The organism is Diplocloster hominis, assembly GCF_032380655.1.
Classification (GTDB): domain Bacteria; phylum Bacillota; class Clostridia; order Lachnospirales; family Lachnospiraceae; genus Diplocloster; species Diplocloster hominis.
Genome location: NZ_JAWDIY010000008.1, coordinates 169,391 through 184,856, shown reverse-complemented (window position 1 = coordinate 184,856; position 15,466 = coordinate 169,391). Strand labels below are relative to the sequence as shown.

The 15,466-nt window shown below is 48.6% G+C and carries 10 protein-coding genes; 2 read left to right on the top strand and 8 right to left on the bottom strand.

Translation table 11 applies throughout. The features are described 5' to 3' along the window. Positions 1-4 precede the first annotated feature (4 nt). From ABC831_RS09805 to ABC831_RS09770, 8 genes are all read right to left on the bottom strand, one after another. Positions 5-925: a dihydrodipicolinate synthase family protein gene (locus ABC831_RS09805; RefSeq protein WP_343247965.1), complete on the bottom strand. Its 921-nt coding sequence runs from the start codon at positions 923-925 to the stop codon at positions 5-7. A 58-nt stretch (positions 926-983) separates the two neighbouring features. Next, positions 984-1,994, bottom strand: coding sequence for a sialidase family protein (locus ABC831_RS09800; protein ID WP_343247964.1), 1,011 nt, complete (start codon positions 1,992-1,994; stop codon positions 984-986). A gap of 10 nt (positions 1,995-2,004) precedes the next feature. Further along, entirely contained in the window at positions 2,005-5,187 is a 3,183-nt protein-coding gene (locus ABC831_RS09795) for a type 1 glutamine amidotransferase family protein (RefSeq protein ID WP_343247963.1), read from the bottom strand. Positions 5,188-5,337: 150 nt separating this feature from the next. Continuing rightward, positions 5,338-6,873 carry a response regulator transcription factor gene (locus ABC831_RS09790; protein WP_343247962.1) on the bottom strand — a complete coding sequence of 512 codons (1,536 nt, stop codon included), beginning with the start codon at positions 6,871-6,873 and terminating at the stop codon, positions 5,338-5,340. 31 nt (positions 6,874-6,904) lie between these two features. Beyond that, entirely contained in the window at positions 6,905-8,677 is a 1,773-nt protein-coding gene (locus tag ABC831_RS09785; protein WP_343247961.1) for a sensor histidine kinase, read from the bottom strand. Positions 8,678-8,741: 64 nt separating this feature from the next. Beyond that, complete coding sequence (locus tag ABC831_RS09780) at positions 8,742-9,575, bottom strand: carbohydrate ABC transporter permease (RefSeq protein WP_343247960.1); 834 nt, start codon at positions 9,573-9,575, stop codon at positions 8,742-8,744. Then, positions 9,575-10,450, bottom strand: coding sequence for a carbohydrate ABC transporter permease (locus ABC831_RS09775; protein ID WP_343247959.1), 876 nt, complete (start codon positions 10,448-10,450; stop codon positions 9,575-9,577). The genes ABC831_RS09780 and ABC831_RS09775 overlap by 1 nt, the downstream gene beginning before the upstream one ends. 97 nt (positions 10,451-10,547) lie before the next feature. Next, positions 10,548-11,912 carry an ABC transporter substrate-binding protein gene (locus tag ABC831_RS09770; protein WP_343247958.1) on the bottom strand — a complete coding sequence of 455 codons (1,365 nt, stop codon included), beginning with the start codon at positions 11,910-11,912 and terminating at the stop codon, positions 10,548-10,550. A 361-nt stretch (positions 11,913-12,273) separates the two neighbouring features. Here ABC831_RS09770 and ABC831_RS09765 point away from each other — a divergent pair, with 361 nt between their 5' ends. Then, a complete protein-coding gene (locus tag ABC831_RS09765) occupies positions 12,274-13,890 on the top strand; it encodes a response regulator (RefSeq protein ID WP_343247957.1) in 1,617 nt (538 codons plus the stop codon). After that, entirely contained in the window at positions 13,891-15,366 is a 1,476-nt protein-coding gene (locus ABC831_RS09760) for a sensor histidine kinase (RefSeq protein WP_343247956.1), read from the top strand. Positions 15,367-15,466 lie beyond the last annotated feature (100 nt).

The window sequence follows — 15,466 nt, the reverse complement described above, 5'->3', positions numbered from 1 at the left end:
GTTATTACAGCAATACACTCTTCATATACTCAGTCAACCGGATAAACTGTTCCACCTCAGACACACAGGTGTCATTCAGCAGAGCCGGATCTTTCGTGCGGGATACGATTGTCTGGAAATTTCCGATCTTACGCTGATAATATTTCGCATTGATCGGATATACCTGGCGCTCAATGAAGGAGGCCATGGTCAGGAAGTCGGCCATGGTTCTGGCCTTTTCCGGATCTTTGTCAAAGTTTTCCGTGAGCCATACATAGAGCTCGGGATGGAAATTTGCCATAACGCCGCTGAAGCCGCCGGCCCCTTCCTGAAGGGAGTCCAGAAGGGTGGAAGTATTGGCGTTGAACAATTTTAATTTACTGCCCTTGATGGCTTCCAGTTTTCCTTTGATATTTTCCATATCACAGCTGGTATCTTTGGTAAAATAGAACCGTCCGGTCTGCGCACACCACTTCAGCAGTTCGGGGGTCATGACCCTCTTATAGGGATAAGGGCACTCATAAAATCCCAGAGGGAGGTCTTCGGGCAGCTCTTTTAACAGTTCTTTCAGATTGGAGAGCCAGATTTCATCGCTTTCCTCTTCTTTTGCCAGGCGGTTCGTTAACATGATCACTGCATCCGCTCCGGCTTTTGCGATTTCGTTCAGTTCTTTCGCCTGATCCTCAAGAGATTCGGAAATGTGGCCGGAGGAAACTACAGCGACTCTGCCTGCCGCTTTTTCCACCACGAAGCGGGTGATTTCCACACGCTCTTCCAGGGAAAGGAAGAACATCTCGCTGGACTGGCAGACGGCAAACAAACCGGCTACCCCTGCGTCGATATACCACTCGATCAGTCTGCCGAGGGATTCATAATCTACCTTATTGTCCTCTGTGAATGGTGTTAACATGACCGGATATACGCCTTTTGGAAATTCTGTTCTCATAACTTTACTCCTCCTAAATATTTAGATTTAAATTTTTTCATCTCATGGATTTTCTGTATTAACCCAGTTCCAGACACCAGTAAGCGATCGCTTCCCGTTTATATGTGTATGTGACATGAATGCGGCGGCCCTCTGCGATCACAGCGGGGTAGGAAAATTCCCCCTGCCCGTTCTCCATATCCATCCGTTTCTTCCAGTGGATTCCATTATCCTCCGAACTCAGCAGCGAGATTGGAGAACGTTTGCCCCAGTTATCGGAAACCGGATTACACGCCAGAACCAGCCGGCCGTCCTCCATCCGCGCCAGATCCAGCCCGCTGTTATTATTCGGCAGTCCCGTCGCGTAGGCCGGACACCAGCTCTGCCCAAAATCCCCGGAATCGCTTCGGTATATCCGGCCTTCCGAGCTTCTCAGCAGCATATGTACATTTCCCGGCGCGGATTCCCACAGGGAGGGCTGAATAACCCCCCTGCCCGCAAAAGACTGTTCGGTAACCGGAATATCGCTGCCGTTCCTTTCCTGCCGGGGCAGATAATCTCCGTCCGCCAAAAAGACATCATTACTCCTGCTCCAGTGGACGCCCTCATCCGTGCTCCTGTCCGCATAGGCTTTCCACACACCCTTTTCCAGGGATGCCGGCGCCAGGATACTTCCGTCGGACAAACGGATCATTTTGTTTTTCACAGGTCCGCGGCCTCCGAGATCACCAGGAACCAGTTCTCTGGATTTCGTCCAGCTTCTGCCGCCATCCGTGGATTCCGCCGTCATGGTTCTCCATTCGCTGATCTTATGCCCGACCTTAAAGTAAAGGCGGATTACCTGTTCATTTAAGCGGAACAGTACCGGATTCCAGTGAGGTTCTTCCGTGGATTCGATGAGCCATGGGCTGCAAAAGGTTCCTCCCTCTTTGGCTGACATCCAGATTCCGGTGTCCGGCGCGCCTTCCGCACTGCCTCCGAACCAGGCGGCCAGCATCCGGTTCTCATCTACTTTCAAAATGGTGGAGGCATGGCACATTTTCGTTTTCCCCTCCAGGGAAATGAGCTGTTTTTCTATCACCTGATACATTCTTTTTCCTCTATTCCCCTTCAAGCCAGTAGACAGGAGTGGTCAGAATTCCCATCTCTTTCAACTGATATTCATAGCTCCACTTGTTCCCTTGCGTACGCCACAGATTCGGTCCATACCAGGTTTCCGAAGCATCCGCATTGTGGACCGGGCCGAACGCATTGTGCCGGTTTCCGAAGATCCTTATTTTCAACTGATGTGCTCCCGTTTCCACACAGCCGCAGTTGATCCGATACGGAGCCAGTGCTACATTTCCCACGGTCCTGCCATCCAATTCCACCTGTATCAGTGCTCCGCGGTAATGGGAGAACTCCAGATGAAGCTCACCTTCCCCGCAGGTTAACGGGACCTCATAGACCAGATTCCCCGCATAGAACGGCAGGCCCTGCCTGGTAAAGTCACCGAACTGAATTTTTTTCGGAAGGGGAATCAGCTTCTTTTTCCGGCCGCTCACCGAAACGCCGAAGCTTCCCAGCAGATAACACCATTCCACATTGGTCTTTTGGCCGAACGGAAGGGAAATCTCCAGCATATTTTTCCCAGCGTGGATCGGAGGCAGCGCGATCTTGCGGATACACTCGTCCACATACCAGCCGGTATCCTGCAGCGAAACCGGGTGCTCATTCAGCCTGATCTGCGCCAGCTCCGGGTGTTCCATCGCCAGAACAGGGGCCTCCACTTCCACATCCGATGTTATCTCGTATCTCAACCGCAGCATATGGGCGGCCTGCTCTTCCTCCTCATAGATCCAGGGCTGGGCAAGGGCTTCCATCCGCAGGGGCAGACCCAGTTTTTCCCTGAACTTGTTGTCGATTCTCAGGATTTCATCTTCCGGCTGCCAGGCCTCCCCGTCGAACGCGTATTGCGCCAGATCCAGCAGCAGCGCGTTTTCCTCCTCCAGCTCAAATCCAGTGGGATCTGGTAGTTCGGATGTCTCTTTGGGCAGACTGCAGATTTGTTTTTCCCGCACAGCCTTAACTTGTTCTTCCTGCCGTTTCCCCTGCCGCTCTTCCTCTTCCCGGGGGACCGGTTCTAACCGCAGAAGCAGGCTGTCGTGCTGCGAACCGTAATAGGTAATGAGGGTCCTGCCGCTTCTGTAGTTTGCTTCTATAGAATATATTTCACCCGTCATGGTATCGTAGACCACCGGGCGGCAGAGCCCGTTGATTCGGATGGTCCATTCCTCCGTGTAGGTGATATGCTCGTTTCTGGGCTTATTCACATGGCAGATAAACAGCCACTGGCCGCTGCCGTCATCCCGGAGCTGATAGAACAGATTGGCAGCCCGGTTTCCGGTCTCTTTGTGTTTCATCCTGGTGGGATCGTCTCCGTCCACGCCCCGTACCGTGATGTCGATATCCCGGTATCTTTCCAGCGCTTCCAGAAGGTTTCCCTGGTTAAACGGGATTCTGGTACAACGCGCGGCCAACTGCCCGGGTACCTCGCTTACCATGGCATCCATATACCGCGGCAGATTTCCCATAAACAGGACTTCGCCGCCCTTACCCGCAAATGCTTCCAGCAGATCAACGGTATGTTTTCGCAGCGTATGGCATTCGGGTACGATAACCACGTCATAGGCCATAGCTCCCATATGGAATCTGTGATCCTGATTATCCGTCCGCTCATCTTCCAGAACGGATTCTGATAGGAAGTCAAAGTCAATCAAACCGAACAGGAGCCAATCGATCAGGGTTTCAAAATTATGTTCCAGCACCTGACGGACTAAGGAGGTCTGTTCTTTATTTCCCCAATAGATCCAATAGGATTCCACCGGGTGGACAACACCGACCCGCACATGGGGGGTTCCCCGGGTCAGGGCGGTGTTCAGTCTGGCAAAGTGGTTCTCTATGTAGGGATATTCTTTGTACCACGGGGACTGGTAACCGATACTGGCCGGATAATCCCGCTTGGCTTCTCCCTCCATGGAGACCCAGCTTAAGTGAGGTACACGTACCGTGATCCCCAGTGCCGCCTGCCAGTCACCCGCCAGTTTGTGGTTCCGGAAATCAAAGTCCCAGCCGGTCACTCCGTATAACTCACTCATGACCCCTTCCCGGCCTTCCTGATGGGCGATGCTCTGGGCCTGCTTGGCAGTGGAAAATTCCCGGCGGTCGCACAGCATATCGATGCCGGGCAGGCCGAAATTCTTCATGGGGCGCATCACTTCCCCGATCGCCAACGTCTGGGAGTGCAGCGTCCATTCATTCATCATATGGCCGGTCAGGGCGATGCCATGCTTCCGGCACCAATTACCGATATTATCCCCGAAAGCCTCGGAGAAACGGTCACTGACATGGACATGATATAGATAACGAATCTTTGATACCGGGCTGTCCTTCTGTTCCCAGATGAGTTCCGGCAGATGCGCAATGATGGAAAAGCCATATTTATTCCGGAAGGTTTCCTCAAAATCGTCGGTGAACGGAAAGATAACCGGTTCTCTGGAAAATGGTTCCCGCAGCATTTCTTTATGGCTGGTCTGGGGCTCGTCGGTAAAGATCGCCGGGATTGCCGTTCCGAAATCCTCTTTTAGCTCTTCATAATATTTTTCATGGGTCAGTTCGATAAAGCGGTCAATGGCCTTCTTATCAAGCGTATTCACGTAAGCCTGGTTGTTAAACCAGGGGGTATCACCGGAGATTTCCAGATAAGCTTTCCACAGATCGCTGCCTGCTTCTTCCCGGTCTCCCACTTTTTCGTAGGATGTCATATATCCATCTTCGTCCAGATGAATCCGGTATTTTCCGATCAGCCTCCGGTTCTTACTGCGCACCGCTTTGGCCGCGGCCATATAGGCCCCCTCCTCCGGCTCCGGCACGTCATTCGGAGCGAAAACCAGGAACCTGGTACGATACTGCTGGTCCCGGGTTACAAAGCCGCCGGCGCTGCCTGAGGGCCAGCGGTCCTCATCGTAGAGCCAGCAGAGCATATTCTGCCTCTTGGCCTCCTCCTCACACATCTTGATTTTCTGAAAGAAATCCTCTCCCAGGTAACGGGTATTCAGGCCCACACGGCAATGCATATGGAAACCACCCATTCCCATTTCCTTTAACTGTCCGATTTCCTTTAATAAAAGCTCATCCTTCAGGTCGCAGTTCCAGGCCCAGAATGGAGCCGCCCGGTACTCGCTGGTCGGATTTCGGAACAGAGATTCTGAAAGCTTTGGTTCCTGTGCTTTCTTGTATAACATGCAAATGTCCTCCGTTTCAGTTGGGGACATGTCCATTACGGTTTGGGACATGTCCATTTCAGTCTGGGACATGTCCATTTCAATTTGGGACATGTCCATTTCAATCTGGACATGTCCCAAACCGAAATGGACATGTCCCAAATTGAAATCCTACCGGTATTGGTTGCGGTATTCCACCGGCGTTAAGTTGGTCATTTTCTTGAATATTTTGAAAAAGTATTTGGGATTGGAATAGCCGATCTCGTCTGATATCCGCTCCGCGCTCAGGTCGGTCTCCTGCAGCAGCTGCTTGGCTTTCTCCAGCCGGATGTCTGCCAGATATTCATTGAAGCTCATGTTTAACTTTTCTTTGATCAGGCTGCTGCAGCTGGCAGACGGAATATAGAACTGGGAGGCCAGTACCTGAAGGGTCAGCTTCCGGTGGTAATTGTTCAGGATGTACTCTTGGATCCGGTCGAACAGCAGATCACTCTCCTGGGAAGCCATCCGAATGGAATTCAGGATGAGAATCACATAACCGGAAATCTCTTTCTGCATTTTCTCAAGGCTTGACTGAAACATGTAGCGGCGGTAGAAGACGCTCATGATATCATCGGTTTCCGTGTTGTTCTGCACGGCATAATCATTTACTTTATTGATCAGATTTTCACAGGTATTCCCGATCACGCCCAGTGTATGTTTGGACAGATCCATCCCGTTGAAAAAATCATCCAGCAATTCTTTCGTATTCTGGCTTTGATATTTCAGGCGCCGGAACAGATTCTTCATGTGGTCCTCGGAATAAGCCATGCCTTTCTGTTCGGAAATGGCTTTTGCCGGAAGAATACGCACCCGGTCGTTTAAGAAGATCTGCCGCTCCAGCCTTTCGTTTAACTGGTAACAGCGGTTCAGCTTCTCAAATCCCCGGACCGGATCAGAGAGGAAGATAAACAGCTTGCCTGCCGGAGTGGCTTTCTCCAGATAGCGGGCGATATGCTGCGCTTTCGCTTCCATTTTCTCCCGTAAGTCTTCCCGGGCGGTTTCCATCAGGATAAAATACTGGTATTTATTCGTCGGGTTTTCCAGGATAATATAATTAATGTCGTTCAGATGTTCCCTGCAGATCTCCTTTGCTTTGCAGATACATTCCCGATCCTTGCTGTTTACAGATATCAGGAGATTGTAACTTTGCAGGTTATAGTTTCTGGAGGATAATGCTTCCTCCGTCGTGTCGTTCCAGGGCTCCAGCAGTGCCTGAAGCAGTACGTCCTGCTCCTGTTTCAGTTCGAAGAACGCTACCTTTTCCTCCAGCTGGATCAGATTTTTCTGCTGTTCGATCTGAGCGGCCGCCTTAGCCAGCTGCTTTTCGATCTCTTCCGTGGAGAATGGTTTCAGCACGTATCCAACCGCTTTTTTCTCGATCGCTTTGCTGACATAGTCAAAGGCTTTGTAACCGCTGATGACAATAATCGGTTTGTCAGGATAGCGCTCTGCGATTTTCTCCAGGAATTCCATTCCGTCCATTTTCGTCATTTTCATGTCGGTAATGATAATATCCGGGTCCTGTGCTTCTATGAGCGTCAGGCCCTCGATCCCATTGGCCGCTTCCCCCGCGCAGGTGATCGGAATCGAAGTAATGTCTTTTATCTTGCTGATTAACCCTTTTCTGATCAGGACTTCATCATCTACAATAATATAACGGTACATATAGTTCTAAAGCCCCTTTCCATTCGTAATTTTATGAGATATTTAGCGGCAGGGTCATGGTTACGGTTACCCCTTCGCCCGGACGGCTGTCTATGGCCAGACCGAACTTCTCGCAGTACAGTAACTGGATCCGCTTATGGATATTAGACAATCCGATGCTGCTGTATCTGGCGTCCTCGGATATCGAGTCGGGATGATAGATCCGCTCCCTGACCTGAATGAGAGTCTCATCATCCATTCCACTTCCGTTGTCCTTCACCTGAATCACCAGGCGGCCGTTTTCGCGGATCGCTTTTATCGAGATCTTCCAGGGCATTTCCTGCCCGGTCAGTCCGTGCTCAATGGCATTTTCCACCACAGGCTGCAGCATGAACTTCAGTACTTTCGCTTCCAGCAGCTCCTCGTTTATATCCAGATCCACCTGGATCTGATTGCCAAACCGTATCTCCTGGATATTGATATACTGTCGTATGTGCATGACCTCGGTTTTCAGTTTCTCTTCGTCCCGTTCGTACTCGATACTGTAACGAAGCATATCACCCAGGGATTTTGACATGGTGACGATCTGCTGGTTATTCTCGATCTGAGCCAGACAATTAATATTTTCCAACGTATTGAAAATAAAATGCGCATTTATCTGTGACATCAGGTTGCGGAGCCTGCTTTTCAGGAATTGGATCTCGCTGACATATTTTTCTTCGATCAGCTGATTGATCTGCTTTAACATATTTTCATAGCAGCGGTACAACACGCCGATCTCATCCTGCCGGGTCCGGTATTTATTTTCAAAACACTGTCTGATATCTCTCGTATTGCTCATAATACTGGCCAGTGATACCAGCGGCGTCAGCAGTACCTTTTCTGTAAATAAAAGCAGGACGATGATAAAGATCAGGATAGCTGCGATAATCGCGATCAGATATACCGTACTTTTATTGGAAACCTGGGCCAGTGTCTCAAAGGACACCTCATTGACAATGTTCCAGTCCTCCACGTTCAGGGTCCCGTAGATATAAGCGTCATTGCTGCCGTTCTTGATGATCACTCCGCTCTCGTTGCCGATAATTTCCTGGATTTCGCTTTCCTTTAAGCTGACATCCTCTGAATCCCCGTAGAGAATGGTGCCGTCTGCGCCCATGACAAAGCTCTTCCCCCAGGGAAGGCTGTTATCCTGAATATTGTCAAAGATACTGTCATTACAGACCAGGGCCAATACCGCGGAGTGCTCGCCTTTTACATCTGTGAAACGTCTGGCGATCACGATTTTCTGCTGGTCGGGCGGAAAATTGTCCGGCTGGTACATCTTGGTAATCTGGAGGCTCTCGCTTTCCATCAGTTCCTGATACCAGACGGAATCCCTGTACCCCTTCTCCAACCCCAGTTCCCGGTTTCTCACAAAGGAATAGGTATACCCGCTTTCGTTGAACAGATAAACACCCTCCGCGTACTGGTTGTTCCCGATCAGGTTACTGCACACATACTCATACATACGGTAATTTTCCAACCGCTGGCCGGCAGTCAGAAGATTCTCTTCTGTCTCATTCTGACAGATATACAGCATGCAGTTCCGGCCGTCGTATTCGCTGAAGATCAGAGATGTCATCACACCGTCGAGATTTTCAAATATATTGTTTATCCTTGAGGTAACTACTTTTACCTCATTGTTGCTGGCCGTCGATATCTGGGCATGGTAAAACTGTGTGATATTTCTTAAGGTAAAGATAAATAGTACAACGATAGGCAGAATGGATATCGCCAGCAGGCATCCTAATATTTTAATACGGATACTTTTCGAACGTTTCATAAACGCACCTCCACTGTTATCCATTCTACCCTATCACTTATAATTATACAAATACGGTCCGGAGTCAGCCTTTGACCGCTCCTACGGTCAGACCGCTGACGAAGTACCGCTGCAGGAATATGTAAATGATGAGAATCGGGATCGCGCTAAGGAAGCAGGCGGCGAACAGCATATTCCACTGGGTCGCATTTTCCATATCACCGATGAAGTTCAGCATGGTCAGCGGCAGCGTCTTTTTCTCCGGTGCGGACAGGAACAGCATACTGAAGAAGAAGTCGTTCCAGATCGGTACTCCCTGTGTGATCACGATCGATGTCAGCGCCGGTTTGGTCAGCGGGATTACGATCTGCCCGAAGGTCCGAAGCGTTCCGGCCCCATCGATCGTAGCAGCTTCCTCCAGCGCATAGGGCACACTGGATTTGATGAAATTCGTGTACAGGAAAATGGAAAACGGCAGGGCCGAGGTCACGTACAGGGCGATAGGAGCCGCGATCGTATTGCCGATTCCGATTCCATTTACAATCCGGTACATCGGAATGATGGACATCTGGGCGGACACGATCATGCCGGCCAGGAAAAAGATCTGGAAGAAGGGTCCTAATTTTCCTCTCAGTCTGGCGATGGCATAGCCGGCCATGGAGGTAAATAAAAGCAGCAGGGCCGCGCTGATAAAGGTTATCAATACGCTGTTCTTCAGAGACCGGAAGTAGTTCATTTTATCGAAGGCCATCCCATAGCTCTCCAGGGAAAAGCTGCGGAACAGGTTCAGGTAAGAGCTGGAATCCTTCAGCTCCCGGAAGGAACCGGATAACGCGATAATAATCGGGGAAAGGAACAGCAGGAAAAATAATGCCAGGCAGATGGTGATGATGATTTCTTTTCTTACACTTTTTCTCATTATGCCTCTATCTCCTTTCTCCTCATGAATAACAATACAACCACGGATATAATCAATATGAATACGAAGGCGAAGGCTGCCAGCGCTTCCGCTTTGCCGAACTGGCCTTCCACAAACGCCATCTTGTAGATGGTATACATCAAGGTACTGGAAGAGCTGCCCGGGCCGCCGCCTGTCAATGCGAACACATAGTCGAAGGATTTGAATCCGCCGATCAGTCCAAGCATTACGTTAACGGTTATGGTGTTGGCCAGCATGGGAATACGGACCCTGGTGGTGGTCTGCCATGCGCTGCAGCCGTCGATCCTGGCCGCTTCGATGACATCCTCATCGATCCCCTGAAGTCCGGCCAGATAGATGATAGTCATGGTGCCGGAGGTCTTCCAGGTTTCTACAAAAGCCACCGCCAGCAATGCGGTCCCCTTGCTGCCCAGCAGGTTCGGCACGATGCCGGAACCCAGGGAACTCAGCACTTCGGATATCATTCCGTAGTAAGGCGCATATACATAACTCCACAGGAATGCCACAACGATGGTGCTGAACAGGGCGGGCAGATAGAATATCGTACGGAATACCCCTTTCGCCCGGATCTTCATATTCAGGATCAATGCCAGCGACAGCGCCTGGATGTTTCCCCAGACTACCACGAATACCGCATAGATGATGGTATTCTTCATGGCATTGGTCAGTGTTCCTTCCTGGAACAGATACTTGAAGTTCTTAAGTCCTACAAAATCAAAATCACCCATACCGCTCCAGTTGGTCAATCCATAGTAGAATGACATCAGAACCGGAGAGATCCAGAAAATCAGGTAAAAGAGAAGTGCCGGAATCAGGAACGCAAGCAATATATTTCGTTTCTTTTTATTGATCATGAATAGCCTCCTATTAGATTCAGAAAGGCATTTACAAATGTGAACTCACTATTTGCAAATGCCTTTTATGCCCGTTTTATCTTATCGACTTATCGGTCTATTTGTCCGTAAGCTCTTCAAATTTACTTTGCATTGCGTTGCAGACATCTTCTGCGGTCGCATCACCGGCAATTACTTCCTGGAACTTCGTGCACATCATATCGCTGACACCTTCCGGCCATGCATTGTTCAGGTTATAGATATTCTTGTAGTCTTTGTAGCGGTCCAGATATTCCTGAATCAGGGGTCTCTTATCTTCCACACCTTCGTAGCAGGGGATGTCAGAGCTTAACTCTACCCATTTCTCGAATAACGGGGTTCCTTCCGTGAACCAGTATTCCAGAACTTTGTCGATGGCTTCCTGATTCTTGGAGTTGGCGCTTACGAAGATACCGTTTGACGGGGTTAAATTGTATACGAATTCTTTTCCTGCTTCGTTGGAAGGAATCGCGAACATGCCTTTTTCGAACTCTACCGCGCCCTGTTTGTTCAGCGCGTCATAGCCAAAGCTGCCGTCGAAGATCATCGCCGCTTTTCCGTCCAGGTAAGCCTGACGGCTCTGTTCCTGGGATAAGCCTAATGAGTTATCAATGATATATCCCTTATCGTACAGAGTTTTGTACTTGTTGATCGTGTCAATCCAGGCGGGATCTGTAAATTTGGTTTCGCCTGTGAATAACTGTTTGTCAAAGTCATAGTTGTCGGCATAGATGGCGGATGCGCCGATCTGATATACACCAAACTGGATTACGAAGGACTGCTTGTCACCCATGGTAATCGGAGTGTAGCCTTTTGCTTTTAATTTATCGCAGGCTGCCAGGAACTCGTCCCAGTTTTCGGGGATCTTGTCGATACCGGCATCGGTGAAGGCATCTTTGTTGTACCAGGTGGTCAGGAAGCTGGAACCTAACGGAATCGCGTAGGTCTTTCCGTCAAAGCTGTAGGAATCGGCGATGGATTTGCTGAATTTTCCTAACTGGGAGAAATCGGACATGTCTCTTACATAACCGGCGTCTACCAGATCCTGTGCCTGAAGTCCGGCCCACCAGGTGAAGATGTCAGGGCCTTGTCCGCTGGCGAATTTTAATTTAACAGTCTGTTTGTACTGGTCGGTGGGAAGCTGTTCTACCTCGATGTTGATGTTGGGGTATTTTTCTTTCACCAGTTCCGGCAGCCAGTCCAGATAGAAGTCCTTGTTGTCGGTGGTCGGTCTGGTGGTTACCATTAAGGATAAGGTTACTTCTTCGCCGCTGTCCTCTGCGGGCGCTGCGTCTTTGTCCTCATCCGCCGCTGCGGTGGCAGCCGGTGCTGCTGATGCGTCTGCATTGGTGTCGTCTGCTTTCTTGTCGTTTCCGCTTCCACATGCTACCAGGGATAAGGTCATAACAGCTGCTAATAATAAACTGACTATTTTCTTTTTCATTCTTAACTGAATCCTCCTGATCTTTTTTTTGATCTTTTAAGGGGCCTGCAGGACTTCCTTTATCATGGTCTAAGGTTATCATAGGGCAGAGTAACTTTTCTACATTAGATATAGTAACTTTTTTGGTTTTGTGAATATTTTGTGTACGAGCTATATAGAAATTATAAGCGTGTTATCACTTTTCTTATATCAAAGGAGCTCCGCTCACACAGCTTAGCGTATTTTTCAAATAAAAACAAACTCAATGCGTAAGAAAACAAACAACTATCTATTTCATACATGTTATAATTAAATGAAATAGAAGTGTAAAATGACGGACATTTTATGTATTTAGATTACATTTCTGATCAGGGGTGAAGTTATGTTAAAAGTATTTTTAGTGGAAGACGAATTCGTAATCCGGGAAGGAATTAAAAACAACATTGACTGGAAATCCCATGGATATGACTTCTGTGGGGAAGCCAGCGACGGGGAACTGGCCTTTCCAATGATACAGAAGCTGAAACCGGATATTGTAATCACTGATATCCGCATGCCCTTTATGGATGGTTTAGTTTTAAGTAAACTGATCAAAAAGGAACTGCCCTACACGGAGATCATCATTCTGACCGGGTACGAGGAATTCGAGTACGCAAAGGAAGGAATCAAGATCGGCATCGCACAGTATCTAACCAAACCGATCAACGGAGAAGATCTTTTAAAAGAAGTCGACACTCTGGCTGCCAAAATAGAAGAAAAGCGCCAGGAGCGGAAAATCAGGGAAATGTATATGAAGGAAATGGAAGAGAACTTTCTCAAAGACAGAAAGGATCTGTTTCATTTTCTGGTTACAGGTTCCAAGTCCGCAGGCGAATTGCTGGAGATTGCAGACAAATTGGATATCGATCTGTCTTCCCTGTGGTATAATATCGTTTTGTTTAAGACACAGTCTCTGAAACATGGTCACAGCGAGTATTCCGACAGCCTGGTGGAAATCGAGCAGAAACTGGAAAAGCTGGAGGATGAGGCGCATCTGCTGATCTTTGACCGGAATCTGGAGGGAAAGGCGCTCTTATTCAAAGCGGATTCGAAGCCGGAGCTGGAAAGATTACAGAACGATTCTCTTTCCAAACTCAAGGACATATTGGAAAAATATGAAAATGTCCGCTATTTTGGAGGGATCGGGGAGCCGGTGAACCGGCTGAGGGAACTGCCCGCTTCCTTCGAAAGTGCGAGTCACGCGTTCGCGCACCGTTATCTGGTACAGGAAAGCTGCATCTTGGACCTCAGGGATATCGAGCGGCGGGTTTATCTGGAAAAAGAAGAATTCAGCATCTGCAATGTGGATCCGAGACAGATAGACAGAAGCAAAATCAGGGAATTTCTCAAATCCGGAGACAGAGAGGAAGCCATTTATTTTGTGGAAGAATTTTACAAAGGACTTGGCTCCAGCCTTATGAAATCGAATATATTCAGGCAATACATTACCATGGACGCTTACTTTTGTGTTGTCGATTTCCTGGAAGGGCTGCAGATACCGAAGGATGAGATCACCCCTTTCGATTCGAGATATTTACACAACCTGGAAAGCACTGTGGACTATGTGTCGAAGATCATCAAAAAGGCGCTGGAGCTGCGGGATAAAAGCGCCAGCAACCGATACGGCGATATTGTCTCGGAGGTGACGAAGTACATAGAGGAGCATTACGGCGAAGAAGAACTCTCCCTAAACCTGCTGGCCTCGCAGGTAAACTTTTCTCCCAACCATCTGAGTACGATCTTCAGCCAGCAGACCGGCCAGACCTTTACCAAGTACCTGACCGACTACAGAATGAGCAAGGCAAAAGAACTGCTTCGGTGCACCGGCAAAAGAAGCAGTGAAATCGGGATGGAAGTCGGCTACAAGGACCCACATTATTTTTCATATCTGTTCAAGAAAACACAGGGAATGACTCCGACCCAGTACCGGGGCGATAAAACACCCGAAGGAGACGTGTAAATGTTGAATCGGATCAAACAGTTTTATAATAATTCGACTCTCGCTACCAAGATCAGATATTCTTACCTGGTGCTGCTGGTCCCTATCGTTCTGTTTTTAATCTTTTGTTTCTATAATCTATGGTCCCTTAACCGCAATTATGAAAATATGATCAATTCAACATCCGTTGCCAGTGAGTTCAGTCTGGATTTCAAGAAAGATTTTGATTATGAAACCTATCTGTTAATCGTCGAGAACAAAACCATCGGGGAATCCAATCTGAACGGGATGCTGGACGAGGCCAACCGAATCGTGAACGGATTGGAGGAGCTGACAAACCTGCCGGAAAATGTCAACCGGCTGAACAGTGCTAAAAAATATCTGACAAATCTGAATATCTATACCGACCGAATTATGCAGAACCTGAGAGAGGGCAACAAATACGAGGAAAATATTGAGATCTGGGAAAATGATGTGCAAATCGTCACCTCCCTGCTCCGGGAAACTATTTTTGAATATATCTATTATGAAATCAGGGATATTCAGCGTTCACGCGAGGAGTACCAGAATTTCTTTATGTCTATGATCCGGTTCTCCATATTTGTATCCGCAGGTATTATCCTGCTGATCACCTTTCTGTCTTATTATATTCCGCTGAGCATCACACGCCCCATCAGGACGCTGATCGATGTGACCGACCAGGTGGCGAAGGGGGATCTCTCCGTGCGTTCGGACGTCAGGACCGGTGTGGAAGCCAGCGCGCTAAGCGATTCCCTGAACACCATGATCGATAAGATCAATGAGCTGCTGAACCAGGTGACAAAGGAACAGATCCGTATCCGAAAAGCGGAATTCCAGCTTCTGCAGTCACAGATCAACCCTCATTTCCTATACAACACTCTGGACGCTATCGTATGGCTGGCGGAAGCCGGTGAACAAAAGAAGGTCGTCAGCATGGTGGGCAGTCTGTCCGAGTTCTTCCGCACATCACTGAATCAGGGAAAGGACATCATCCCGATAAAAGAAGAGCTGCAGCATGTAAGAAGTTATCTCGAAATACAGCAGGTCCGCTACCAGGACATTTTAAAATATGAAATTCATGTACCGGAAGAACTGGATTCCCGCCTGATTCCCAAGATCACCATCCAACCGCTGGTGGAAAACGCTCTGTACCACGGCATCAAAAACAAACGTGGGTTTGGCCGTATCGTAATCAGAGGAAGTATGTCTGAAGATTTCTTCACGATACAAATCGAAGATAATGGGATCGGAATCAGCCCGGAACGTCTGCGGCAGCTCCAGGATGGCATACGGCGCAAGATAGCCACCGCAAACGATATCTATGGGCTGTATAACGTGAATGAGCGCATCCGGCTGAATTTCGGGGAGGACTACGGGATTTCCATACAGAGTACCTACAGGGAAGGGACTGTCGTCAGTATTCGGCTTCCTTATGAGGATGAGGACGAAACCGCTGTTCACCCGCATCAAGTATAAGATTTTCCCGGAATACGTACAATCCTATTGAATAAAAAAACAAACTTAAATAAGAGAATATTCAACTTATTTCCATTTCACTGAAAAATTCCAACTTTTG

Coding starts and splice junctions, on each gene's coding strand:
- ABC831_RS09765 (WP_343247957.1), top strand. CDS start 12,274: ATGTTAAAAGTATTTTTAGTGGAAGACGAATTCGTAATCCGGGAAGGA.
- ABC831_RS09775 (WP_343247959.1), bottom strand. CDS start 10,450: ATGATCAATAAAAAGAAACGAAATATATTGCTTGCGTTCCTGATTCCG.
- ABC831_RS09800 (WP_343247964.1), bottom strand. CDS start 1,994: ATGTATCAGGTGATAGAAAAACAGCTCATTTCCCTGGAGGGGAAAACG.
- ABC831_RS09790 (WP_343247962.1), bottom strand. CDS start 6,873: ATGTACCGTTATATTATTGTAGATGATGAAGTCCTGATCAGAAAAGGG.
- ABC831_RS09805 (WP_343247965.1), bottom strand. CDS start 925: ATGAGAACAGAATTTCCAAAAGGCGTATATCCGGTCATGTTAACACCA.
- ABC831_RS09785 (WP_343247961.1), bottom strand. CDS start 8,677: ATGAAACGTTCGAAAAGTATCCGTATTAAAATATTAGGATGCCTGCTG.
- ABC831_RS09795 (WP_343247963.1), bottom strand. CDS start 5,187: ATGTTATACAAGAAAGCACAGGAACCAAAGCTTTCAGAATCTCTGTTC.
- ABC831_RS09770 (WP_343247958.1), bottom strand. CDS start 11,912: ATGAAAAAGAAAATAGTCAGTTTATTATTAGCAGCTGTTATGACCTTA.
- ABC831_RS09760 (WP_343247956.1), top strand. CDS start 13,891: ATGTTGAATCGGATCAAACAGTTTTATAATAATTCGACTCTCGCTACC.
- ABC831_RS09780 (WP_343247960.1), bottom strand. CDS start 9,575: ATGAGAAAAAGTGTAAGAAAAGAAATCATCATCACCATCTGCCTGGCA.